The organism is Dryocola boscaweniae, assembly GCF_025215095.1.
Taxonomy (GTDB): Bacteria; Pseudomonadota; Gammaproteobacteria; order Enterobacterales; family Enterobacteriaceae; genus Dryocola; species Dryocola boscaweniae.
On record NZ_JALHAP010000082.1, the window covers coordinates 524,320 to 547,642 of the forward strand.

The 23,323-nt window shown below is 54.0% G+C and carries 24 protein-coding genes and 2 pseudogenes; 13 read left to right on the forward strand and 13 right to left on the reverse strand.

The features are described 5' to 3' along the window. Nucleotides 1-51: 51 nt before the first annotated feature. Together umuC and umuD are read right to left on the reverse strand one after the other, a co-directional pair. Nucleotides 52-1,314: a translesion error-prone DNA polymerase V subunit UmuC gene (gene umuC / locus MUA00_RS19855; protein ID WP_271124717.1), complete on the reverse strand. Its 1,263-nt coding sequence runs from the start codon at nucleotides 1,312-1,314 to the stop codon at nucleotides 52-54. After that, entirely contained in the window at nucleotides 1,298-1,732 is a 435-nt protein-coding gene (gene umuD / locus MUA00_RS19860) for a translesion error-prone DNA polymerase V autoproteolytic subunit (protein WP_271124718.1), read from the reverse strand. The genes umuC and umuD overlap by 17 nt, the downstream gene beginning before the upstream one ends. Before the next feature lie 392 nt (nucleotides 1,733-2,124). On the opposite strand from umuD, the gene paoA reads away from it, so the two are divergent. The 6 genes from paoA (at nucleotide 2,125) to yciZ (ending at nucleotide 7,864) form a co-directional block, all read left to right on the forward strand. Further along, nucleotides 2,125-2,853, forward strand: coding sequence for an aldehyde dehydrogenase iron-sulfur subunit PaoA (gene paoA / locus MUA00_RS19865; protein WP_271124719.1), 729 nt, complete (start codon nucleotides 2,125-2,127; stop codon nucleotides 2,851-2,853). Further along, nucleotides 2,850-3,800, forward strand: a complete 951-nt coding sequence (locus MUA00_RS19870) for an FAD binding domain-containing protein (protein WP_271124720.1) — start codon at nucleotides 2,850-2,852, stop codon at nucleotides 3,798-3,800. Before paoA ends, MUA00_RS19870 begins: the two co-directional genes overlap by 4 nt. A gap of 4 nt (nucleotides 3,801-3,804) precedes the next feature. After that, on the forward strand, nucleotides 3,805-6,003 hold the full coding sequence (gene paoC / locus MUA00_RS19875; protein ID WP_271124721.1) for an aldehyde oxidoreductase molybdenum-binding subunit PaoC: 2,199 nt from the start codon (nucleotides 3,805-3,807) through the stop codon (nucleotides 6,001-6,003). A 57-nt stretch (nucleotides 6,004-6,060) separates the two neighbouring features. Beyond that, entirely contained in the window at nucleotides 6,061-7,020 is a 960-nt protein-coding gene (locus MUA00_RS19880) for an XdhC family protein (RefSeq protein ID WP_271124722.1), read from the forward strand. Then, nucleotides 7,020-7,586: a nucleotidyltransferase family protein gene (locus tag MUA00_RS19885; RefSeq protein ID WP_271124723.1), complete on the forward strand. Its 567-nt coding sequence runs from the start codon at nucleotides 7,020-7,022 to the stop codon at nucleotides 7,584-7,586. The genes MUA00_RS19880 and MUA00_RS19885 overlap by 1 nt, the downstream gene beginning before the upstream one ends. A gap of 95 nt (nucleotides 7,587-7,681) precedes the next feature. Further along, a complete protein-coding gene (gene yciZ / locus MUA00_RS19890) occupies nucleotides 7,682-7,864 on the forward strand; it encodes a protein YciZ/DeoL (protein ID WP_271124724.1) in 183 nt (60 codons plus the stop codon). A gap of 52 nt (nucleotides 7,865-7,916) precedes the next feature. Here the strand turns inward: yciZ and fsa are convergent, their stop codons facing one another. Continuing rightward, entirely contained in the window at nucleotides 7,917-8,579 is a 663-nt protein-coding gene (gene fsa, locus MUA00_RS19895) for a fructose-6-phosphate aldolase (protein WP_271124725.1), read from the reverse strand. Between the two features lie 133 nt (nucleotides 8,580-8,712). Here fsa and MUA00_RS19900 point away from each other — a divergent pair, with 133 nt between their 5' ends. The 4 genes from MUA00_RS19900 to osmB all read left to right on the forward strand — a co-directional run bounded on the left by MUA00_RS19900 (nucleotide 8,713) and on the right by osmB (nucleotide 13,329). Then, on the forward strand, nucleotides 8,713-9,612 hold the full coding sequence (locus tag MUA00_RS19900; protein ID WP_271124726.1) for a glycyl-radical enzyme activating protein: 900 nt from the start codon (nucleotides 8,713-8,715) through the stop codon (nucleotides 9,610-9,612). 5 nt (nucleotides 9,613-9,617) lie between these two features. Beyond that, on the forward strand, nucleotides 9,618-12,050 hold the full coding sequence (locus MUA00_RS19905) for a formate C-acetyltransferase/glycerol dehydratase family glycyl radical enzyme (RefSeq protein ID WP_271124727.1): 2,433 nt from the start codon (nucleotides 9,618-9,620) through the stop codon (nucleotides 12,048-12,050). A gap of 43 nt (nucleotides 12,051-12,093) precedes the next feature. Next, nucleotides 12,094-12,852: a DNA-binding transcriptional regulator YciT gene (gene yciT / locus MUA00_RS19910; protein ID WP_271124728.1), complete on the forward strand. Its 759-nt coding sequence runs from the start codon at nucleotides 12,094-12,096 to the stop codon at nucleotides 12,850-12,852. A gap of 258 nt (nucleotides 12,853-13,110) precedes the next feature. Next, the gene (gene osmB / locus MUA00_RS19915; protein WP_271124729.1) at nucleotides 13,111-13,329 is read left to right on the forward strand and encodes an osmotically-inducible lipoprotein OsmB; all 219 of its coding nucleotides are present in this window, start codon (nucleotides 13,111-13,113) and stop codon (nucleotides 13,327-13,329) included. A gap of 132 nt (nucleotides 13,330-13,461) precedes the next feature. Here osmB and yciH read toward each other — a convergent pair whose 3' ends face one another. The 5 genes from yciH to pgpB all read right to left on the reverse strand — a co-directional run bounded on the left by yciH (nucleotide 13,462) and on the right by pgpB (nucleotide 17,114). After that, nucleotides 13,462-13,788 (reverse strand): stress response translation initiation inhibitor YciH, encoded by a 327-nt coding sequence (gene yciH, locus MUA00_RS19920; RefSeq protein ID WP_271124730.1) that lies wholly within the window; start codon nucleotides 13,786-13,788, stop codon nucleotides 13,462-13,464. Between the two features lie 3 nt (nucleotides 13,789-13,791). Continuing rightward, nucleotides 13,792-14,529: an orotidine-5'-phosphate decarboxylase gene (gene pyrF / locus MUA00_RS19925; RefSeq protein ID WP_271124731.1), complete on the reverse strand. Its 738-nt coding sequence runs from the start codon at nucleotides 14,527-14,529 to the stop codon at nucleotides 13,792-13,794. Nucleotides 14,530-14,730: 201 nt separating this feature from the next. Next, nucleotides 14,731-15,900 (reverse strand): lipopolysaccharide assembly protein LapB, encoded by a 1,170-nt coding sequence (lapB, locus tag MUA00_RS19930; protein WP_271124732.1) that lies wholly within the window; start codon nucleotides 15,898-15,900, stop codon nucleotides 14,731-14,733. Nucleotides 15,901-15,906: 6 nt separating this feature from the next. Next, the gene (locus tag MUA00_RS19935; protein WP_271124733.1) at nucleotides 15,907-16,212 is read right to left on the reverse strand and encodes a LapA family protein; all 306 of its coding nucleotides are present in this window, start codon (nucleotides 16,210-16,212) and stop codon (nucleotides 15,907-15,909) included. A 137-nt stretch (nucleotides 16,213-16,349) separates the two neighbouring features. Then, complete coding sequence (pgpB, locus tag MUA00_RS19940) at nucleotides 16,350-17,114, reverse strand: phosphatidylglycerophosphatase B (RefSeq protein WP_271124734.1); 765 nt, start codon at nucleotides 17,112-17,114, stop codon at nucleotides 16,350-16,352. Between the two features lie 209 nt (nucleotides 17,115-17,323). On the opposite strand from pgpB, the gene ribA reads away from it, so the two are divergent. From ribA to MUA00_RS19955, 3 genes and pseudogenes are all read left to right on the forward strand, one after another. Beyond that, nucleotides 17,324-17,914, forward strand: a complete 591-nt coding sequence (ribA, locus tag MUA00_RS19945) for a GTP cyclohydrolase II (RefSeq protein WP_271124735.1) — start codon at nucleotides 17,324-17,326, stop codon at nucleotides 17,912-17,914. 166 nt (nucleotides 17,915-18,080) lie between these two features. Then, a pseudogene (locus MUA00_RS19950) lies at nucleotides 18,081-18,173 on the forward strand (hypothetical protein); the annotation flags it as partial. Next, nucleotides 18,169-18,285, forward strand: a pseudogene (locus MUA00_RS19955) (cytochrome c biogenesis protein DipZ); the annotation flags it as partial. The pseudogenes MUA00_RS19950 and MUA00_RS19955, both read left to right, overlap by 5 nt. A gap of 134 nt (nucleotides 18,286-18,419) precedes the next feature. Here the strand turns inward: MUA00_RS19955 and acnA are convergent. The 5 genes from acnA to cysB all read right to left on the reverse strand — a co-directional run bounded on the left by acnA (nucleotide 18,420) and on the right by cysB (nucleotide 23,155). Next, nucleotides 18,420-21,095, reverse strand: coding sequence for an aconitate hydratase AcnA (acnA, locus tag MUA00_RS19960; RefSeq protein ID WP_271124736.1), 2,676 nt, complete (start codon nucleotides 21,093-21,095; stop codon nucleotides 18,420-18,422). A gap of 178 nt (nucleotides 21,096-21,273) precedes the next feature. Then, nucleotides 21,274-21,372 (reverse strand): small membrane protein YmiC, encoded by a 99-nt coding sequence (gene ymiC / locus MUA00_RS19965; protein WP_271124737.1) that lies wholly within the window; start codon nucleotides 21,370-21,372, stop codon nucleotides 21,274-21,276. A 157-nt stretch (nucleotides 21,373-21,529) separates the two neighbouring features. Next, nucleotides 21,530-21,700, reverse strand: coding sequence for a hypothetical protein (locus MUA00_RS19970; protein WP_271124738.1), 171 nt, complete (start codon nucleotides 21,698-21,700; stop codon nucleotides 21,530-21,532). 2 nt (nucleotides 21,701-21,702) lie between these two features. After that, nucleotides 21,703-21,843, reverse strand: coding sequence for a YmiA family putative membrane protein (locus MUA00_RS19975; RefSeq protein WP_271124739.1), 141 nt, complete (start codon nucleotides 21,841-21,843; stop codon nucleotides 21,703-21,705). 337 nt (nucleotides 21,844-22,180) lie between these two features. Next, nucleotides 22,181-23,155, reverse strand: coding sequence for an HTH-type transcriptional regulator CysB (gene cysB, locus MUA00_RS19980; protein ID WP_271124740.1), 975 nt, complete (start codon nucleotides 23,153-23,155; stop codon nucleotides 22,181-22,183). Nucleotides 23,156-23,323: the final 168 nt, after the last annotated feature.

Here is a 23,323-nt window from a genome sequence, read left to right on the forward strand (position 1 = left end):
CACCTGAACCTTTTCTTTTGCACAACAAGATCTGTCGATCGCCAAATAAAATTATTTAACGACGGGCAGGTCTGAATAACGCGTTGTATACCCGGGCGAGAGCATTTCGCGCTTCATCGCCCAGCTTTGTTGAATCCCCTGCCCGGCAAACCACACCGTGCCTCTGCCCGACTGATTAAGCTTATCAATCACCTGCATCAGTTCATTGCTGTTCGCCCGGGGCTGGTACTCGTCAAAAAGATTAAGCTGCGCCACCCCCAGACTGTAGAAGTCGCTTAGCATCACTCCTGCTTTCATATAGCGATGGCCGTCTTTCCAGATGCGATCGAGAGCGTTCGTGGCAACACGAATAATATCCCGGGTATCGTTGGAAGGAACAGCCAGACGTCCGCTGGCCTGAGGGTCGTAAAAGACTTCATTTGCGGCGTGCGAACTGGTACGCATAAACACGCTAATAACGCAGCAGAACTGTTTCTCTTTCCTGAGTTTCTCAGCGGCTCGTTCCGCATAGGCGCAAACCGCCTGATGCATCTCTTCATACGTGGAGATGCGGTGCCCAAATGAACGGCTGCATAAGATATGTTGTTTGGTCGGCGCAAATTCTTCCGGCTCCAGACAGGCTTCACCGCGTAGTTCACGAACCGTGCGTTCGAGCACCACGCTAAAGTGTTTACGGATAATCCAGGTTGGGCTTTCAGCCAGTTGCAGCGCATTTCCAATGCCCAGCATTTCGAGTTTTTTACTGATGCGTCGCCCAACTCCCCAGACTTCATGCACCGGCACCAGGGGCAATAGTTTTCTCCGGCGTTCGCTGTCGGATAAATCCACCACGCCACCGGTTTTACGCCACCTTTTCGCCGCATAGTTGGCAACTTTCGCAAGGGTTTTGGTTGGCGCAATACCCACCCCGACGGTCAGGCCCGTGTGCTTCAACACCCGGTTACGTATCTGATGACCAAACGTCTCAAGCGAAAGGCAGCGGCTTACGCCAGACACATTAAGAAAAGCCTCGTCGATGGAGTAGACCTCTACTGCGGGAGCTATCTCAGCCAACGTCATCATTACCCGATGGCTGAGATCGGCATACAAAGCGTAATTTGAGCTGAAAACAGCGACCTGCTGGCGCTGCAACTCGGCCTTAATTTTGAAGTAAGGCGCGCCCATTTTTATCCCTAAGGCCTTCGCTTCGGCCGAGCGCGAAATAATGCACCCATCGTTGTTCGAAACCACCACCACGGGCTTGCCCTGCAAATCCGGCCGAAAGACGGTTTCGCAGGAGGTGTAGAAGCTGTTGACATCAACCAGCGCGAACATGTCTGTTCGATTTTAATGTGAACGTCACTACGCCGAAGATTTCCAGCTCTTCTTCCGACCGGAAAACTATCGGGGAATAATTGGCATTATGCGGCACCAGCCGCAGGCAGGGACGGGTATGCAACTCTTTAACGGTAAATTCCCCGGCGACTGCCGCAATAACGATGTCGCCATGTACTGCGGACAGTGAGCGATCCACCACCAGCAGGTCGCCATCGCTGATACCCGCGCCGGTCATTGAATCGCCGCTGACTCTGACAAAGTAGGTCGCGCTCGGGTGTTTTACGACCAGTTTATTCAGATCAAGTTTGTCCTCGACATAGTCCTGAGCCGGGCTGGGAAAGCCGCAGGAGACTCGTTCCAGGAAAAGAGGCAGTTCAATAAGCTTGCCGGGATTAACCGAAAAAATACTGTTCATAATGGCTCGATCAATATCATACTGTATATAAATACAGTATTACGTATTTACCGAATGAATCAAGCGACTTGTGGCGAGACTGAGTAAACCCTTTGTAGCCGCACAAAAATTAGCCGGTCAATTTTTTGCTTCCGTATAAAATTTGTCACGCTTAGCCAGCAACGCTCCTGAATCCCATAAATATTCTGTTAAAACAAAGCATTAACCCTCAAGAGATCACATTCCTCTTCTTCATTGATGAATGCTGCTCATAGCACTATTCAGCCCCCGCAATAACCGCAGCGCCTGGGCCGACTATTATTAAATGTTCGTTATAAAAATTTATGCAGCGCAGTTGCGGAACATCTGTCCGCTTTTTCCTGGTTCAACTTTTCGAATACTGGAGGCCTGGTATGAGCAACCAAGGCAATGAAGCTAATAAAAAGCGCCTGCCTGATGCAGGCGGCATCAGGAGCAGTCATCACAACGCAAAAGATACGGAACAGAATCACTTCAGCCTGACGAGGCGGGATCTTGTGAAAGCCGGTGCGGCATCGGCGGCCATGGCGGCAATGTCTCCCTCCCCGGCGTTTAGCGCCGGCGAACCTCCTGTTACGCCGCCGCCTGAAATGTCTCTTCTGACGTTGAAGGTAAACGGCGAGGTTCGGCAACTGGAAGTGGATACGCGTACTACGCTGCTGGATGCGCTACGCGAAAACCTGCACCTCACCGGGACCAAAAAAGGGTGCGACCACGGTCAGTGCGGCGCATGTACCGTCATCGTGGACGGCCGCCGGATCAATTCGTGCCTGACGCTTGCCGTCATGCATCAGGATGCGGAAGTCACTACCATCGAAGGGCTAGGTACGCCGGAGAATCTGCATCCTATGCAGGCCGCGTTTGTTAAACATGACGGTTATCAGTGTGGCTACTGCACGCCGGGGCAAATCTGCTCGTCCGTGGCCGTTCTGAAAGAAATCGAAATGGGTATTCCGAGTCATGTCACCCTCGATCTGGTCTCCCCTCCACAGGCCACGGCGGATGAAATACGTGAGCGAATGAGCGGCAACATCTGCCGCTGCGGCGCTTACTCCAACATCCTTGCTGCGATTGAAGACGTCGCCGGGGGGCAGAAATCATGAAGGCATTTACCTATGAACGTGTCAAAACGCCTGCCGAGGCGGCCGCAAGCGCCCGTCATAAGCCCGGCGCAAAATTTATTGCGGGCGGCACCAACCTTCTCGATTTAATGAAGCTTGAAATAGAGACCCCCTCCCACCTGATTGACGTTAACGGCCTGGCGCTGGATAAAATTGAACCGACCGACGACGGAGGGTTGCGGATCGGCGCGCTGGTGCGTAACACCGATCTGGCTGCGGACCCGCGGGTTCGTCGCGACTATGCCGTGCTTTCGCGGGCGCTGCTTGCTGGCGCATCTGGCCAGTTGCGCAACCAGGCGACCACCGCCGGTAACCTGCTCCAGCGCACGCGCTGTCCCTACTTTTACGATACCAATCAGCCCTGCAATAAACGGCTTCCCGGCAGCGGCTGCGCGGCCCTGGAAGGCTTCAGTCGGCAACATGCGGTGGTTGGAGCCAGTAAAGCCTGTATCGCCACCCATCCCAGCGATATGGCCGTCGCCATGCGCCTGCTCGATGCCGTTGTGGAGACGGTGAACCCGGACGGGAAAGTGCGAAAAATTCCTGTCGCCGATTTTTACCGCGCGCCGGGCAATACGCCTCATCTGGAGAACGCGCTGTCCACAGGTGAACTGATCACCGCAGTCACGCTGCCGCCTCCCCTCGGCGGAACGCATATCTATCGCAAAGTACGCGATCGCGCTTCATATGCCTTTGCCCTGGTTTCGGTCGCCGCCGTCGTGCAACCCGACGGCAGTGGTCGCGTGGCGCTGGGTGGCGTTGCGCACAAACCATGGCGGCTTGAGGAAGCCGATGCGGAAGTTGTCCACGGGGCCAAAGGGGTCTACGAGCGGCTATTCGCAAGCGCAAAACCGACGCCTGAAAATGAGTTCAAGCTAATCCTGGCGAAGCGCACGCTCGCCTCGGTACTGACGGAAGCGAAGGGGTAAAGCCATGAAATTTGATAATCCGGCAAAAGACAATCCGATCGATCGGTTAAAAGTCATTGGCCAGCCTCACGATCGTATTGACGGCCCGCTAAAGACCACGGGAACCGCCCGCTATGCCTATGAGTGGCATGATGAGATGCCCAACGCGGCTTACGGCTACGTACTCGGCTCGGCAATTGCCAAAGGACAAATCAGCTCCATTGACCTGCAGGCGGCCCGCAACGCGCCTGGCGTGCTGACAATCGTTACCGCCGACAACGCCGGACGTCTCGGTAAAGGGGAAAGGAACGCCGCAGCGCTGCTGGCCGGTCCCGATATTGCGCATTACCATCAGGCTATCGCCGTCGTGGTTGCAGAAACTTTCGAGCAGGCTCGCGCGGCGGCAGAACTGATTGAGGTGCAGTATCACCGCGAACAGGGCGCTTACAATCTTGCCGCCGAAAAACCGTCCATCACCACGCCGCCTGAAAGCGAGCCGGACAAAACAACGGGCGATTTCGCCAGCGCCTTCTCAGCGTCGGCTGTGCAGCTTGACGCCACCTATACCACCCCCGATCAGAGCCACATGGCTATGGAGCCGCACGCCTCGATGGCCGCCTGGGACGGCGGTAAGCTTACCGTCTGGACCTCTAACCAGATGGTTGACTGGTGCCGGACCGATCTTGCAACAACGCTGAAGCTGCCTGCGGAAAATATACGCGTCATTTCGCCTTATATCGGCGGCGGCTTTGGCGGAAAATTATTCCTGCGCAGCGACGTGCTGCTGGCCGCGCTGGGCGCCCGTGCGGCTAAACGGCCGGTGAAAATAGCGCTACAAAGGCCGTTTATTCCCAACAATACGACCCACCGTCCGGCAACTATCCAGCATATTCGTATCGGCACGGATAAAGACGGGCGAATAGGCGCTATCGCGCATGAAAGCTGGTCAGGCAATCTGCCTGATGGTCAGCCGGAGACAGCGGTGCAGCAAACCCAACTGCTCTATGCCGGCGCTAACCGCTTTACCGGGCTGCGGCTGGCGAAAATCGATCTGCCGGAAGGCAACGCCATGCGTGCGCCTGGTGAAGCGCCCGGCATGATGGCGCTGGAAATCGCCATCGACGAGATCGCAGAAAAAGCCGGGGTCGACCCGGTAGAGTTCCGCATTCTCAACGATACCCAGGTCGATCCCGCAAACCCCGAGCGTTTTTTCTCACGGCGTCAGCTAATTGAATGTCTGCGCACGGGGGCAAAACAGTTTGGCTGGCGCCGCCGTAATGCCGAACCCGCGCAGGTGCGGGACGGCCGCTGGCTGGTTGGTACAGGGGTTGCGGCCGGTTTTCGTAACAATCTGGTGATGAAGTCCGGCGCTCGCGTTCACCTTGATAGCCAGGGCAAGGTGACGGTTGAAACCGATATGACGGATATCGGCACGGGCAGCTACACAATCATCGCCCAGACTGCGGCAGAAATGCTGGGCGTGCCTCTGGAAAAAGTGGTGGTGCGACTCGGTGATTCCAGCTTCCCTGTTTCTGCTGGTTCAGGCGGGCAATGGGGAGCCAACAGCTCGACGGCGGGCGTTTACGCAGCCTGCGTTAAGTTACGCGAAACGGTAGCCGCAAAGCTCGGTTTTGATCCGGCTACGGCGGAATTTGCCGATGAACAGATCCACGCCGGCGATCGCAGCGCTCAGCTTAAAGAAGCGGCGGCTGACGGGACGCTAACCGTTGAAGACAGTATCGAATTCGGCGAGTTAGATAAGAAATTCCAGCAGTCCACTTTCGCAGCACACTTTGTTGAAGTGGGCGTGGATATGGCAACCGGGGAAACACGCGTTCGCCGAATGCTGGCCGTATGCGCCGCGGGCCGGATACTTAATCCGAAAACGGCGCGAAGCCAGGTTATTGGCGCAATGACCATGGGCGTGGGTGCGGCGCTGATGGAGGAGTTAGCCATTGACCAGCGGCTGGGGTATTTCGTTAACCACGACCTCGCTGCCTACGAGGTGCCGGTTCACGCCGATATCCCCGAGCAGGAGGTTATTTTCCTTGAAGATACCGATCCGGTGTCATCGCCGATGAAAGCCAAAGGCGTGGGTGAGCTGGGCTTGTGCGGCGTAAGCGCGGCTATCGCAAATGCCGTTTATAACGCGACCGGCGTGCGGGTTCGGGATTATCCCATCACGCTCGATAAGCTGCTGAAAGGATTGCCGGAGGTCATTTGAGAATCGGCAGACGTGTGAGAACAAACCGTGCCACAGCTTATTGAGGACAGATAAAACATGCTGCAACAATCTCACCTTATCGAACAGACAGATGACGACTGGCGCACGCCGGAACAGGCGTTGTTGACCGATAACAGCATTGAGATTCTGCGTTTTGCGGCTGATGCTGTTACCACCGGCTTAGCCGTTGCTCTGGTGACGCTGGTTGATATCCGCGGCGGCGGCGCGCGTGCGCTGGGGGCGCAAATGGCCGTCCGGGAAGATGGCCTGTATTGCGGCTTCGTATCAGGCGGCTGTGTTGAAGCCGCTGCCGCTTACGAAGCCATGGAAGTGATTAATTCAGGAAACGATCGCCGGATTGTTTACGGCAAGGGATCGCCCTGGTTTGATATCGTGCTGCCCTGCGGGGGCAGCATCATGCTCAGTATTCATAAACTACGCTCCGCCCGGCCGCTGCTGGCGGTGCTGGCCGCTCTGGAGAGGCGCAGGCCCGCGGGCCTGCGCTATAACCCGCAGTTACAAACCCTGCAATGTATTGTCCCTGACGGGAAAACAGGCTGGAGCGGTGAATGTTTCGACGTCTGTTACCGTCCCTGCACGCGAGTGGTTATTTACGGTCGTTCCGTCGAAGCAGAGGTTACCGCCAAACTGGCTCAGGCCGTCGGCTATGACGTTTGCACCAGTAACAGCACGGCGCTGCGAACGGCATCTGCGTTTATTGATTCAGACACGGCGGTGATCCTGCTCTACCACGACCTCAACCGGGAGCTGCCCTTCCTGCAGGCCGCTCTGGGCGCGACGCCTTTTTACATCGGCGCGCTGGGCAGCAGACAAACCCACCTTGAGCGCGTGCAGAAGCTGGCCGACCTTGGCTGGCATGGCCGCGACATAGAGCGAATCAAAGCGCCGATCGGGATATTCCCTAAAGCACGCGATGCGCACTCGCTGGCGCTTTCCGTTCTGGCTGATGTGGCAGCGGCGCGCCTGAGCAGCATCGACAAAGAGAAAATCAGCTAATGCCTTCTCCTGTCGTCATTATTCTTGCCGCTGGTCGCGGGGAAAGGTTTCTTGCATCCGGAGCGACGACGCACAAGCTGGATGCGCTGCTTAATGGAAAACCTGTTTTGTGGCATGTGCTTCAGGCGGTGAAATCGTCCGGCCTCAACTGGCATCTGGTGAAGCCAGAAGGCGGTACTCGCGGCATGAGCGATTCTATTGCGATGGGCGTGCAGGCAACCTCAGGCGCATCGGGATGGCTGATTTTGCCTGCCGACTTACCGCTGATTCATCCGGCCTCACTACAGCGCGTCGCCGCTGCGCTGAGAGAAAAACCCGTTGCTGTGCCCTATTACCGCCAGCATCAGGGACACCCTGTGGGATTCCGCCGGGAGTATTTTGATTCGCTTACCGCCCTTTCCGGCGATTTCGGCGCCCGGGAAATCGTGCGGGATTCACGGCTATGCGGGAAGGTGCTGGATCTTTCGCTTTCCGATGCCGGCGTGGTGCACGATATCGACGCGCTGACTGATTTACGCCTCGCCCAAAGACTGCTTAACGCGCGGGCAAGACGCATGTCCGGTTGATGAATATTTATAAGTTGTTCGATAATCTACTGAGGAAATGCGTAAAATTTGCATTATTCTTTCGTCGATCGTTTTTGACTCTAACAGGATGCATTATGGCTACAGTGGACCCCCGGCAGCTCGCTAAGCGTATTGATACGGTACTGGATATTCTGGTCGGCGGCGATCATGCCTCGGCGGTGAATAACCTCGAAATTTTGAAAGCGGAATTACTGAGCATCGCGAATGGCGAAGAGACACCCGAAAGCGATTTGAAAAAATCGCCGTGGGAAATTTAAGCGCTTCGTTGAAACAAGGGTGGATGGCGCTTATCCACCCTGCGAAAGCGGGCTACAGCGTCAGAGAGCCAAAGGCGCCCTGCCAGTCTTTTTCAAAGGTGGCGATGGCCGCGTTAACGGCAGGCGTCGTCAGCAACTGGTCGGCAACGTCTACCGGCAACGTAATAGATTCGCAGCCGGCCAGCAGGCACGACATAGCCTGATGCGGCGTACGGAAGCTTGCCGCCAGCACTTTGGCATGCGGCGCATGGAGCGTCAGCAACTGCTGTAAATCCTGCACCATCTGAATACCGTCGCCGCCCTGGGCGTCCAGCCGATTCACGTAAGGCGCGACATATTCAGCCCCGGCAAGCGCTGCCAACAAACCTTGCGCGGCGCCATATACCGCCGTACCCAGCGTTGTAATGCCCAGCGCTTTCAACTGTTTCATCGCCGCCAGGCCTTCTACGGTGGTCGGAACCTTCACGACCAGGCCCGGCACGCGACTGGTCAGCAATTGTGCTTCGCGAACCATTTCATCGGCGTTGGCCGCGATAACCTGGGCAAATAGCTTGCCTTCGCCGCCCAGCGCATCCTGCAACGCCGGCAACACTTCCCAAAGCGGTTTACCCGCTTTTGCGATAATAGACGGGTTGGTCGTCACCCCTTGCAGCGGCAGAACGCGAGCAAGACGCTTAACGGCGGCTACGTCGGCCGTGTCTAAATACAGTTCCATAAGCTCTCCAGATTCGGGTTGGGTCTCAATGTCGTCATCATAGCTTCGCCTTCTTATTGTTACCTGATCAAAATCAATAAAACTTTCATTCGAAAGTAATCTAATTTACGAAAGAAAGTTACGAGGCGAGATTATGCTTTTCAATATCCAGCGCTACTCCACACACGATGGCCCGGGCATTCGCACCGTGGTGTTTCTTAAGGGCTGCTCGCTCGGCTGCCGCTGGTGCCAGAACCCGGAAAGCCGTGCGCGCACGCAGGATATTTTATTCGATGAGCGCCTTTGCCTGGCGGGCTGCGTTTTGTGCCAGCAAGCAGCCCCGCAGGTGATTTCACGCCTGGACGAAAAGCTGATTATCGCCCGCCAAAAACTCACCGATGCGCACATGAACGCCCTTACCGACTGCTGCCCAACCCAGGCGCTGAGCGTTTGCGGCGAGATGCAAAGCGCCGACGCCATTATGGAAAAGGTGCTGCGCGATAAACCTTTCTACGATCGCAGCGGCGGCGGCATTACGCTTTCCGGCGGCGAGCCTTTTATGCAGCCTGAAATGGCACGTACTTTGTTGCAGCGCAGCAAGGAAGCCGGCATCAATACCGCCGTGGAATCCTGCCTGCACGTGCCGTGGAAATATATCGAACCCTCTTTGCCGCATCTGGATCTGCTGCTCGCAGATTTAAAACATGTCGATAAGCAACGCTTCCATCAATGGACGGATGGCAACGCCGAACGAGTGCTGGATAACTTTCGCAAACTTGCCGCGCGCGGCGTGGAAATGACGATCAGAGTGCCGTTAATCCCCGACTTTAACGCTGATGAGCAGTCCATTCGCGCCATCAGCGATTTTGCCGCCGACGAAATCGGCGCGAAAGCTATCCATTTTTTGCCCTACCACACCTTAGGTATCAACAAATATAAACTCCTGAACGTTCCCTATCTGGCAGCGCATAAGCCTCTCGATGCGCCCGGGCTGCTGCTTTTCGCCGAGCAGTACGCCAGCCAGAAAGGCATGACCGCCTGGATTCGAGGATAAATATCATGACCGAACTGAACCTGAACTTTCTCAGCCCGCGCATTCAGGCGCATAAAGAAGCGCTGATCCATATCGTTAAACCGCCGGTCTGTACCGAGCGCGCCCGGCACTATACCGCTATTTATCAGCAGCATCAGGATAAGCCGCTGCCGGTTCGTCGCGCGCTGGCGCTGGCTCACCACCTGGCCGAGCGCACTATCTGGATCAAACACGATGAGTTGATCATCGGCAACCAGGCAAGCCACGTGCGCGGCGCGCCGTTCTTTCCGGAATATACCGTGGGTTGGATCGAGGCAGAGATCGACGAACTTGGCGATCGTCCGGGCGCAGGCTTCTCCATTACCGCCGAGGATAAAGCCGTAATGCACGAGATTTGTCCGTGGTGGCGCGGCCAGACGGTGCAGGATCGCTGCTACGGCATGTTTACCGACGAGCAAAAAGCGCTGCTGGCGACCGGCATTATTAAAGCCGAAGGCAATATGACTTCGGGCGACGCGCACCTGGCGGTGAATTTCCCGCTGCTGCTGGAGCTGGGGCTTGATGGTCTGCGTGAAAAAGTAGCCGAGCGCCGCGAACGCTTGCGCCTCACCGACTGGGACGATCTGCACAAAGAACAGTTCCTGAAGGCGATTGATATTACTTTCGCAGCGTTAAGCGACCATATTCTGCGCTACGCAGCACTTGCGAAAGAAATGGCGGGCAAAGAAGCGCGAATTGCCCGTCGCAACGAACTGCTGGCCATAGCCGAAAACTGCGAGCATATCGCTCATCAGCCGCCTGTATCTTTCTGGCAGGCGCTACAGCTAAGCTACTTCGTGCAACTGGTGCTGCAAATTGAATCCAACGGTCACTCCGTTTCCTTCGGTCGTCTGGATCAGTATCTTTATCCCTGGTATCGCCGCGATGTGGAGCTTGCGCAAACCCTGGGGCGCAATGAGGCTATCGAACTGCTGCAAAGCTGCTGGCTGAAGCTGCTGGAAGTAAACAAAATCCGTTCCGGCTCGCACTCCAAAGCCTCTGCGGGAAGCCCGCTTTACCAGAATGTGACCATTGGCGGGCAAAGATTGCTTAATGGCGAAGCGATTGACGCGGTGAACCCGCTTTCTTACGCGGTGCTGGAATCCTGCGGTCAGCTACGTTCCACCCAGCCAAACCTTAGCGTGCGTTATCACGCCGGGATGAGTAATGATTTCCTCAATGCCTGCGTACAGGTGATTCGCTGTGGGTTTGGCATGCCGGCCTTCAATAACGATGAGATCGTTATTGATGAATTCATCAAGCTTGGCGTGAGTCGCGAAGATGCATATGACTATGCGGCGATTGGCTGCATCGAAACCGCCGTGGGCGGCAAATGGGGCTATCGCTGTACCGGTATGAGTTTCATTAATTTTGCCCGGGTGATGCTGGCAACGCTTGAGCATGGCCGCGACGCCACCAGCGGAAAAGTATTCCTGCCGCAGGAAAAAGCGCTCTCGGCGAGTAACTTCAACAGCTTCGATGAAGTGATGGCCGCATGGGATGAACAAATCCGTTACTACACGCAAAAATCTATCGAGATCGAATGCGTGGTGGATACCGTGCTGGAAGAAAACGCCCACGATATTCTCTGCTCGGCGCTGGTGGATGACTGTATCGAACGCGGTAAAAGCATTAAGCAAGGCGGCGCAAAATATGACTGGGTTTCTGGTCTGCAGGTGGGTATCGCAAACCTCGGTAATAGCCTGGCTGCGGTGCGTAAGCTGGTCTTCGAGCAAGGTACAATCGGTCAGCAGCAACTGGCCGAAGCGCTGGCGAATGATTTTGATGGCCTTAGCGGCGAGCAGCTACGTCAGCGGCTGATTAACGGCGCGCCTAAATACGGCAATGATGAGGATGAAGTGGATCTGCTGCTGGCTCGCGCTTACCAAACCTATATCGATGAGCTTAAGCAATATCACAATACCCGCTTTGGGCGTGGGCCGATTGGCGGTACTTATTACGCGGGAACTTCGTCAATTTCGGCTAACGTGCCTTTTGGGGCGGCAACCATGGCGACGCCTGACGGCCGCAAAGCGACTACCCCGCTTGCGGAAGGCGCAAGTCCCGCATCTGGCACCGACAGGCTTGGTCCGACGGCCGTAATCAGTTCGGTCGGCAAGCTGCCAACCAGCAAAATTTTGGGCGGCGTGTTGCTGAATCAGAAGCTGAATCCGTCCACGCTTGATAACCCGCGCGACCGCGAAAAACTGATGTTTATGCTGCGGACTTTCTTTGAGGCGCACAAAGGCTGGCATGTGCAATACAATATAGTTTCCCGTGAAACCCTGCTGGATGCAAAACAACATCCTGATAAGTATCGTGATTTAGTGGTGCGCGTAGCAGGTTACTCGTCATTTTTCACAGCCTTATCTCCGGACGCGCAGGATGATATTATAGCCCGAACAGAACATACACTTTGACGACTCCGGCGGCGGCTAAGGCCGCCGCCCATAATTGGCTGACATGAATTCCAGACAACAAATCATATTACAGATGGTGATTGATCAAGGCCGCATGAGCGTGACCGATCTTGCCAAAACAACCGGCGTTTCCGAAGTGACTATCCGCCAGGATCTCAACCTTCTGGAAAAGCGTAGCTATCTGCGGCGCGCCCACGGTTATGCCGTTCCGCTAGAAAGCGACGACGTTGAAACCCGGATGATGAACAACTACACCCTGAAACGTACTCTGGCGGAATTTGCAGCAACGCTTGTGAATGACGGTGAGACCGTGTTTATCGAAAATGGCAGTAGCAATGCCCTTCTCGCCCGCACGCTGGCGGAGCATAAGCGCGTTACGCTGATTACCGTAAGCAGTTACATTGCCCATCTGCTCAAGGACACAAATTGTGAAGTCATTTTGTTGGGCGGAATTTACCAGAAAAAAAGCGAGAGCATGGTAGGCCCGCTCACCCGACAGTTCATCCAGCAGGTGCATTTCAATAAGGCGTTTATTGGCATTGATGGCTTTCTGCCTGAAACAGGGTTCACCGGTCGCGATATGATGCGCGCTGACGTGGTGAATGCGGTGCTGGAAAAGGGCAGCGAAGCGATAGTGCTGACAGACAGCAGCAAGTTCGGCGCAATCCACCCTTATACGCTTGGGCCAATCGAATGCTTTAGCCGGGTAATAACCGATGACGGCCTGAACGCGACTACGCATCAGCAACTGCTGGATAATGGCGTTCAGGTTGATATCGTGAAGCAGTTTCCTCTGAGTTAATCCGCTTATTCCAGGACTGCCTGTCTTTTGCGCAGGCAGTTGCGCTATCAGATTTATCCTGAGAACCATTTAAGAGTTTTTACCTGTCTTAATTCCCGGCGAAAATTAAAATATTTATTAGCGATATAACAGGAAGTGATAATCACCCGCGTTATCTTTTAGGTCTGTATCGCCGCGTAGTTTCACGGCAGTTCCCCTAAAGCCACTATACTTACAGGGAGACTTGTATCCGTGAATCAATTATTCAGGAGAAAGTAAATGACCTTAAATAACAAAAAAATTGCCGCTGTTATGCTGGCTCTTACCGTTGCGATGTCTCTGAGCGCATGTTCTAACTGGTCCAAACGCGATCGTAACACCGCAATCGGCGCCGGGGCCGGGGCCGTAGGCGGAGCGGTATTGTCCGACGGTAGTGCTCTGGGTACGCTGGGTGGTGCCGCTGTCGGTGGTATTATCGGTCACCAGGTCGGTAAATAAGGCCTGAAGCCAGCAAAAGCTAATATGCTTTGATGAATTAAAACTGTTTCAACATTCAGGTCTGGCAGCAGTTATAAAAAAGGCCACGGAAATATCCGTGGCCTGATTATTTATAATTTGCTTACCGATCTGTCATCCGCCTGCCAGTTTCACTTTCATGCCTTTTGCTTCCAGCAGTGATTTAATCAAATCGCGTTTATCGCCCTGAATTTCAATCACGCCCTCTTTAACTGCCCCGCCGCAGCCGCATTTCTTTTTCAATTCAGCAGCTAAGGTTGCAAGCGTGGCATCATCAGCGTCAATGCCGGTTATCAGACAAACACCTTTGCCTTTTCGTCCGCTGGTCTGACGCTGGATGCGCACGATGCCGTCGCCCTTTGGGCGCACCACTTCTGCTTTTGGCTCGTCAATGCGCCCCGTTTCCGTGGAATAAACCAGACGGCTGTTCTCGTCTTTCATTATTTATGCTCCCTGTTTTAGCGAGGCACGAATATCGCGCAGCGTTTGCGCCGGATCGGCGGACTGGGTGATCGGACGTCCAATCACCATATAATCGACGCCCGCCGTTTGCGCCTGAACCGGCGTCATAATGCGGCGCTGATCGCCCGCATCGCTTCCTGCAGGACGAATGCCGGGCGTGACGAGTTTAAACGCCTGGCCCAGTTCATTTTTGAAACGCACGGCTTCATGGGCCGAACAAACAACGCCATCCAGACCGCAATTCTGCGTCAGACGCGCCAGGCGCTCTGCGTAATCCGCAGGGCTTGAAGTTATGCCAAGATCGGCTAAATCGCTCGCTTCCATGCTGGTGAGCACGGTGACAGCAATAAGCAACGGCGCGTCCTTTCCAAACGGGTTCAAAGCTTCGCGAGCGGCAGTCATCATGCGCGCCCCGCCGCTTGCATGAACGTTCACCATCCATACGCCCAGCTCGGCCGCTGCGGCTACTGCACGCGCGGTGGTATTTGGAATGTCATGGAATTTCAGGTCGAGAAAAACATCGAAACCGCGCTGCTGGAGGTCGGCAACAAACCGGGGGCCAAACAGAGTAAACATCTCTTTGCCCACTTTCAGGCGGCAGTCCTGCGGGTCGATGCGGTCAACGAACGCCAGGGCGCTGTCGCGCTTATCGTAATCGAGCGCAACGACGATTGGCGAATCGGTGGCAACACGGGAGGAGGAAGATGCGGTTGAATTCATGACTAAACCTTCTGACTGTTGGGCACCAGCGCGGCGCGGAGATAAACGGCAAGCATTCTACCCGCCACCCCGGCAAATTTACAGTTGCCATTACGTCCTGCGGAGCAATTAGTTCTCAGGGGTTGAAATGAGAAATAAGTAAACAGACAAGTATGTTGTAACTAAAGTGCGGACTTTTTTAAAAGCAGCACCGGTACGCTGCTATTGTCCGTCCAGCCCGCGGATCGGTTTAACCGTCGACCATGCCCGGCAGGACGGGCAATGCCAGTACATGGTAAATGCGGTAAAACCACACTTCTGGCAGCGATAACGCGGTTTGGTGCGAACCTGCTCGCCTACCATATCACGCAGCACAATCAGACTTTCTTTTGCGCGCCCTTCTTCCGCATCCTGCAGATGGTAATCGATCAGACGATGGAATACGCGCATCGTTGGGTGCCGCTGCAACTGGCGGTTGATATAGACCTGCGCGATATCCGCCCCTTCTTTTTGCTCCAGAATACCGGCCAGCATCAACTCTGCCACGGCCCCGGTATTTTCTTCAACGCAGCGTTTAAGGAAGGTTTCCCACTCTTCTGGTTTGTTGAGCTGCTGGAAGCAGACCTGCAGCATTTCCAGCGTTTCGCTGACCAGCTCGCTGTCCTGATCGATAACGCGCTGGAGAGTTTCCACGGCTTTCGCGTATTCGCCCTTCGCCATAAAAATACGCCCCATCATAATGGAGACGCGGGCGCAGCTTTTATCTGCCGCCGCCCCTTTCTTCAGCAGCGACATCGCGCGGTCGAGATCGTCGCTGCCCATTAGCTGCAGGGCGAGCTCGCAATAGAAGTGGGCGATTTCTGTGCGCTGTTTGTCTTTCCCCAGCTTGACCAGACGTTCAGCAACATCAATGGCTTTCTGCCAGTCGCTGGTAGCCTGGTGAATTAGCAGAAGCTGCTGCAGCGCCCCAACGCGAAAATCCGTTTCGTCCACCAGTTGAGCAAACATATCTTCTGCCCTGTCGTACAAACCGGCGGCCATATAATCCCGGCCCAGTTGCTGAACCGCCAGCAGCCGCTGTTCATAGGTCAGGGAGGCGCTTTCCATTAAGGACTGGTGGATGCGAATGGCGCGGTCGACTTCCCCACGCGAGCGGAACAGATTGCCCAACGTGAGATGGGCCTCAACGGTGCTGGTGTCCTCTTTGAGCATATCAAGGAAGAGATCGACCGCTTTATCCTGCTGGTTAGACAGCAGAAAGTTTACCCCGGCGACATAGTCGCGCGACAGGCGGTTGGCTTCCTGCTGTTTATTTTGATACGCACTTCTGCGGCCCATATACCAGCCATAAGCGGCGGCCACGGGCAACAACAGAAACAGCAGTTCCAGCATATCCGGTTATTCCTTCACGGCCGGAACGGTGGAATCTGGCACGACGGGATCCGTGGCGACCTGCTGCTCGAGGCGCTTAATTTTACGCTCGGCGCGGGCAAGTGAAATACGCACACGCAGCCAGAACAGGCTGCAGATGAGCCAGCCGATGATAAAACCCGCAGCAAACAGCGTCGCCAGTAAGGTGGAGACCCTGTATTCGCCCTGAGCAAGCAAATAATTAAAGTTCACTACCTGATCGTTTTGCGCGCCTAAAGTGACGGATACCACAAAGATCGCTAGCACCAGTAAGAAAATGAATAAATATTTCACATTACTTCCCGTTATGTGGTCGTACGCGACGGTTATGCGCTAATGCTGTTCAACGGTATAAATTACCATTTCCGGCGAGCCCGGGGAATCCATTAGCGACGTCCAATTCATAAGAAATGGGGGTTAAATTAATATTCTCAAGGCTCGCCGTCTCTTTCGGCTATTTCTTCAGCTTCCTGAACCGGCACAGAAAGCGGGCCGCAGAACTTTTGTGCAAGCCAGGTGGCCAGCGTCACCAACAGCCAGGACAAAAGCGTGGCGACGATCAAATCGCGCGGCCAGTGCATGCCCAGTAAGAGTCGGCTCCCCATTACGCCGGTGGCCCACACCAGCAGTAAAACTATGGTAAACATACGTCGGCGAGGCCATAACAGGCCAACGCCCAGCAATGCCCAACTGGCGGCAAACATCGAATGTCCGGAAGGAAACGCAAAACCAGTCTCTTTTTGCCAGTGTTTACGCAGCCAGCCTGGCACTTCGCCATTATCAGTCAGTTGACTCTTTACTAATTCGCTGCGCTGCTTACGCTTTAAATTGTAGAACTCATCGGTGGGAACATGCTGCGTTTTTTCAAGCCACACCACGAACGGGCGGGGTTCCTGCACCTGATCTTTGATAACAGATTTTACGGTTTGCCCGATAATAATCGCCGCGCCAAGGATAGCAAACAGCATCACTGCCGCTTTAAGGCGAAACCGCAAACACCATAAAAACCAGGCGCAAAGCACAACATGGGTAATGATTCCCCAGGGCTGCGTCACCGTTTCGGTTATCCAGTACATCCCTTTTAACCAGCCGCTGTTGCCCCCCGGCGTCCACTGCCAGCCAGATAACCAAACCGTTAACGGCATAATTAACAGCAATCCTGCTCCTGCCGCAGTTCGCTTTGCTATCGCGCGCATCGTTCCTCCTGAAAAGACAAAATCAATCAAGGATACCCGAAAAGTGCACAGGAGGATAAACGGGCGCATCATCAAAGAGTAAAAATAGCTTTCCGCCCAGCCAATTAGGCGAAGCCTTCTGCGTTGTGGCAAAATAGCCAATAATAATTGCACAAGCCAGAAAACTGGCAGGCGCCTGCGGGTGTCGATATGAGTACCTGGAGAATCACATGCAGCTTAAACGTGTGGCAGAAGCCAAACTGCCAACCCCATGGGGCGATTTCCTGATGGTGGGTTTTGAAGAACTGGCGACCGGGCAGGATCATGTCGCCCTGGTTTTTGGTGATATTACCGGGGATGAATCCGTTCTGGCTCGCGTCCACTCCGAGTGTCTGACCGGCGATGCATTATTTAGCCTGCGCTGTGACTGTGGTTTCCAGCTCGAAGCCGCGCTGTCGCATATCGCAGAAGAGGGTCGCGGCGTGCTGCTTTATCATCGCCAGGAAGGGCGCAATATCGGCCTGCTCAATAAAATTCGCGCATACGCTTTGCAGGATAAAGGGTACGACACGGTGGAAGCCAACCATCAGTTAGGGTTTGCTGCAGATGAGCGCGATTTCACTTTGTGTGCGGACATGTTCAAACTGCTGGGCGTTGATGCGGTTCGTCTGCTGACGAACAACCCCAAGAAAGTGGAAATTCTGAGCGAAGCCGGGATTAACATCGTCGAGCGCGTGCCGCTTATCGTGGGCCGCAACCCGAAGAATGAACATTATCTGGATACCAAAGCGGCCAAAATGGGCCACCTGCTTTCAGAGTAACGACCGCCCTGCTTTCCGGCAGACGCTTTTTGTATCGCACTGTATCCGGCGACGGGCTTAATACATAGCCTTGCAAAAAGCGTCCATCTGCACATATTCCCCCTACAATGCGATGTTGAGATGTCTCCGTCATTTCATAAAACCTTCGGAGACATCGCAATGTTTAAAAGGTTATCGGGTCATCGCGCCGGAAAACCGCGGCTTCGGCTCCACACGCTTTATATCTGCCTCCACACCGCGCAATGGACAACCTTCCGCGACATTATTACTTTGATGTGAACGGCGCGTTACGCTACGCCGCTTTCGGCGAGGGAGATAATGCAAAGCAGGAGCAAATTATTCAGACCTTGCTTAAAGAGGTACGAACCTGAAGCGGGTATCCGGCGCTGCGCTTAAATGCCCTGCTTAACAGGCTAAGCGGTTAAAAAAATAAAGGCAGATTTCTCTGCCTTTATCATTGCCGCATACCGTTAATTTTCGGCGTATCACTTGCCGGTCGCTATTCTTACTTCAGCATATTACGGATGACGTAATGCAAAATGCCATCGTTGCGGAAATAGGTTAATTCGTTTCCGGTATCGATACGGCAGCGGCACTCAATCACCTCTTTTCGCCCGTCAGTATGTGACAACGTCACCGGCACGGTGCCGCCAGGCGTCAGCGAGTCAAGCCCGGTGATATCAATGGTCTCTTCCCCGGTTAGCCCAAGCGTTTTGCGCGTTACGCCCTGTGGGAATTCGAGCGGTAAAATACCCATCCCGATAAGGTTAGAACGGTGAATACGCTCAAAGGATTCGGAGATGACTACCCGCACGCCCAACAGTCGCGGCCCTTTCGCAGCCCAGTCCCGACTCGAGCCGGAACCGTATTCTTTCCCCGCGATAACCGCAAGCGGGATCCCCTTCGCCTGATAGCGCATCGCCGCATCATAAATAGACATCACTTCATCACCGGGCAGCAGGCGCGTCATCCCACCCTCAACGCCGGGCACCATTTCGTTACGGATACGGATATTGGCGAATGTGCCACGCATCATGACTTCATGGTTGCCGCGACGCGAGCCGTAGGAGTTAAATTCTTTACGCTCAACGCCATGGTTTAGCAGATAACGCCCTGCCGGACTGTCCGGCTTGATACTGCCCGCAGGCGAAATGTGGTCGGTTGTGACCGAGTCACCCAGCATTGCCAGCACGCGGGCGCCGTGAATATCCTGTACCGGTTTCGGCTCTGCTTCCATATCGTCAAAGAAAGGCGACAGGCGAATATAGGTGGAATCGCTCTGCCAGCCGTAGGTATCCGAGCGGTCGACTTCAATGTTGCGCCACTCCGGCGTGCCTTCGAAGACTTCGGCATATTCTTTGTTGAACATCTCGGTAGAAACCTGCGCTACCGCGCGTGCGATTTCCTGGCTGCTCGGCCAGATGTCCTTCAGATATACCGGATCGCCCTTGCGATCGTGTCCCAGCGGGTCGGTTGTCAGGTTAACGTTCATGTTCCCCGCAAGCGCATAGGCGACCACCAGCGGCGGTGACGCCAGCCAGTTAGTTTTTACCAGCGGATGAATACGTCCTTCAAAGTTACGGTTACCGGAAAGCACGGCGCCGACGGTTAAATCGCCTTTTTTAATCGCGAGTTCTATAGGGTCCGGCAGCGGCCCTGAATTCCCGATACAGGTGGTACAGCCGTAGCCGACGAGGTTAAAACCCAGTCCGTCCAGGTAAGGCGTCAGTTTTGCTTTGGCGAGATAATCTGAAACGACTTTAGAGCCCGGAGCCAGCGAGGCTTTAACCCACGGCTGGCGCTTAAGACCAAGCGTAAGCGCTTTCTTCGCCAGAAGTCCTGCCGCCATTAACACGCTGGGGTTAGAGGTATTGGTGCAGGAGGTGATGGCAGCAATGACCACCGCGCCATCCGGAAGCTGGTATTCGCGCCCGCCCATCGTGTAATCCACCGGCGCGCGATCTTTTTGCGTGGTGTTAATTTCAAGTTCGTTACTGGCGTTAAAGGCTTTCGGCACTTCGCCCAGCGGGACCCGGTCCTGCGGACGTTTCGGGCCGGCGACGCTCGCTTCCACCTCATTCATATTCAAAGCAAGCGTGCTGGTAAAGACTGGCTCATCGCCGGTATTGCGCCACATGCCCTGGGCTTTTGCGTACGCCTCGACCAGGGCTATCTGATCTTCAGTGCGTCCGCTCAAACGCATGTAATCAAGCGTAACGGCATCGATTGGGAAGAAACCGCAGGTTGCGCCATATTCCGGCGCCATATTGGCGATAGTGGCGCGGTCTGCCAGCGGCAGTGAATCCAGCCCGTCGCCGTAAAATTCAACAAACTTGCCGACGACGCCATGCTTGCGCAGCATCTGGGTGACGGTCAACACGAGGTCGGTTGCGGTAATGCCTTCACCGAGTTTGCCGTCGAGCTTAAAGCCGACCACATCGGGGATCAGCATAGATACCGGCTGACCGAGCATCGCGGCTTCCGCTTCAATCCCCCCTACGCCCCATCCGAGCACGCCGAGGCCGTTAATCATTGTGGTATGGGAATCGGTGCCAACCAGCGTGTCAGGATAAGCGACCAGTTCATCGCCCTGCATTTCACTCCAGACGGCTTTGCCAAGATATTCCAGGTTGACCTGGTGGCAGATGCCGGTGCCAGGCGGCACAACGCTGAAGCGGCTGAACGCCTGCTGGCCCCAGCGCAGGAAGACGTAACGCTCATGGTTACGCTCCATTTCCAGGCGCACGTTTTCTTCAAACGCGTCGTCATCGCCAAAGCGATCGACGGTCACGGAGTGGTCAATAACCAGGTCAACGGAAGAAAGCGGATTTACTTTGGCGACATCGCCACCGAGGCGTTTAACGGCTTCACGCATGGCTGCTAAATCCACCACCGCTGGCACCCCGGTAAAATCTTGCATTAATACGCGTGCCGGGCGATAGGCGATTTCACGATCGGCATGGGCGTTTTTCAGCCAGCCAGCCAGAGCATGGATATCATCTTGAGTGACGGAATCTTCATCCTGCCAGCGCAGCATGTTTTCGAGTAAGACTTTTAGCGACTTGGGTAAACGCGTGATATCCCCAAGTTCCTTTGATGCCAGCGGCAGGCTGTAGTAATGATAGGTTTTATCCAGCGCCTGAAGTGTATCCTTACTGGCTTCTCGTAGGGTTAACGACATAGCTCCTCCTTAATTGCAGGGATAGCGATGCCCTGAATAAATTCAGGGTCACTACTAAAGATAACACATAGATGTCGTAACGTTTTGATAACAACCCGAATTGATAAATGGGGCTGTCAGGCGCTATGGAGGGGCTGAATGAAAAACGCCCCGGCATCAAATGCGGGGCGTTTTGAGATTAGTTGACCACTGTTGCGATCAGTTGTGCCCAGAACAGTACCGAAACGGTAAAAGCGCCGAGCCATGACCAGTATTTCATACTGCGATGATTTATCATAAGCATTACTCTTTATTTGCGATATGCAATTTGGCTGATTAAATAATCAGTCTCCAGAATATTGCTGTGTGTAGTTATTAAGTTGTACGCCGTTAACTGCGTCTAATAAGAAAGTGTGATTGACCGCAAGTTAATTAAACGTAAATAAAATTAGTGATTATTGTTTTTTGTGATCGTCAGCAGAAAACATATCAATAAATTCTTGTTGCTGTTTGGTTAGCTTCCAGGAGTCTGGCAGTTGAGTTTTACCCGCCTTCATCTCCTGGAGCGGCTTGTCATCTTTCTGAAATACCGCTTTGCGTTGCCCGACTTGTCCGAGGATGGCCATATTTAGCTCCAATAGTGCCAGGCCACCAGCGCGACCACCAGCCAGAACAGGCCTGAAACCAGAAATACCGCCAGCCAGGCTTTACGTTTAAGCTCAGGATCCCTTTGCGGTTGTTCACTTCCTGAAGGCATTGCTAACCTCATACAATCGACACCACTTATCATAAACTTGTTAACAATCGTTATAAGCAATCGTCCGTTGGGATTAATCCTAAAGAAACTCTAGCTCAAAAGCCAGCAAATTTGCTCATTGTTTACAAGAAAAGATTTAATCTTTTGACGTGAAATAAGTTATTGAAGCATCACATTTGCGCTGCGGTTAATTATTATCTACGCCTGTCGCATAATAGAGACAGATTACCCTTTGTTATAATATGGGTAAAAGAGGCAGGAGGATATTAATCGAGATGAGACTAATTCGTATTTATTAGAAATGATAAAAAACGGTACCTCCTCCGGGCGAAGAAGATACCAGAGGGAATTATTTGGCGGGTAATTTAATATCTTTAAACATCGCTTCGATATCTTCATTGGACTTTAAGGCCACGGCGGTATCGACCACATCGCGCGTCAGATGCGGGGCAAAGCGCTGAATAAAATCATACATATAGCTGCGCAGGAAGGTGCTGCGGCGGAAGCCTATCTTGGTAGTGCTGTGGCTGAACACGCCCTGGGCTTCAATACGAACCAGGTCCGGGTCGGAAACAGGGTCGACCGCCATGCTTGCAATCACCCCTACCCCTAATCCCAGACGCACGTAGGTTTTAATCACATCCGCATCGGTTGCGGTAAAGACGATACGCGGCGTTAAACCTGCGCGGTTGAACGCCGTGTCCAGTTCAGAACGTCCGGTAAAGCCAAAGGTGTAAGTGACTAACGGATATTGAGCAAGCTCTTCAATCGTGACAGATTCCCTGGAAGCCAGCGGATGTTCTGGCGTCACCACAATCGAGCGGTTCCAGTGATAGCACGGCAGCATCACCAGATCGTCATACAGATGAAGCGCTTCGGTGGCAATAGCGAAATCTGCATTGCCTTTCGAGACCGCTTCCGCAATTTGCGTTGGCGATCCCTGATGCATGTGCAGCGAAACACGGGGATAGCGCTCAATAAAACCTTTAATCACGCCCGGTAACGCATAGCGCGCCTGTGTATGCGTTGTGGCGACGTACAGAGAGCCTTTGTCAGGCCAGGTATGTTCGCCGGCAACAGATTTGATTGCATCGACTTTAGAAAGCACTTCGCGGGCAATACGGATAATTTCCTGCCCGGCAGGCGTAACCTGGGTGAGATGTTTACCGCTTCGGGCAAAAATCTGAATACCCAGCTCATCTTCTAACATGCGCACTTGTTTACTGATGCCCGGCTGAGAAGTGTAAAGTCCTTCTGCCGTCGACGAGACGTTAAGATTGTGGTTTACCACCTCAACGATATAACGAAGCTGCTGTAGTTTCATGACTTACCATCCAGGTCAAAATGTCCCCGGGCGCCAGCGGTGCGGGGGATTAAGACGATGTGAGATTAAAGAGATATGCAGTAAAGCCACTATATCAGTTATATCTTCTATGTATAGATGGTAAGAAAAAATAATAAAGAGGTTATATAAGAGGATATAAAAAAACCG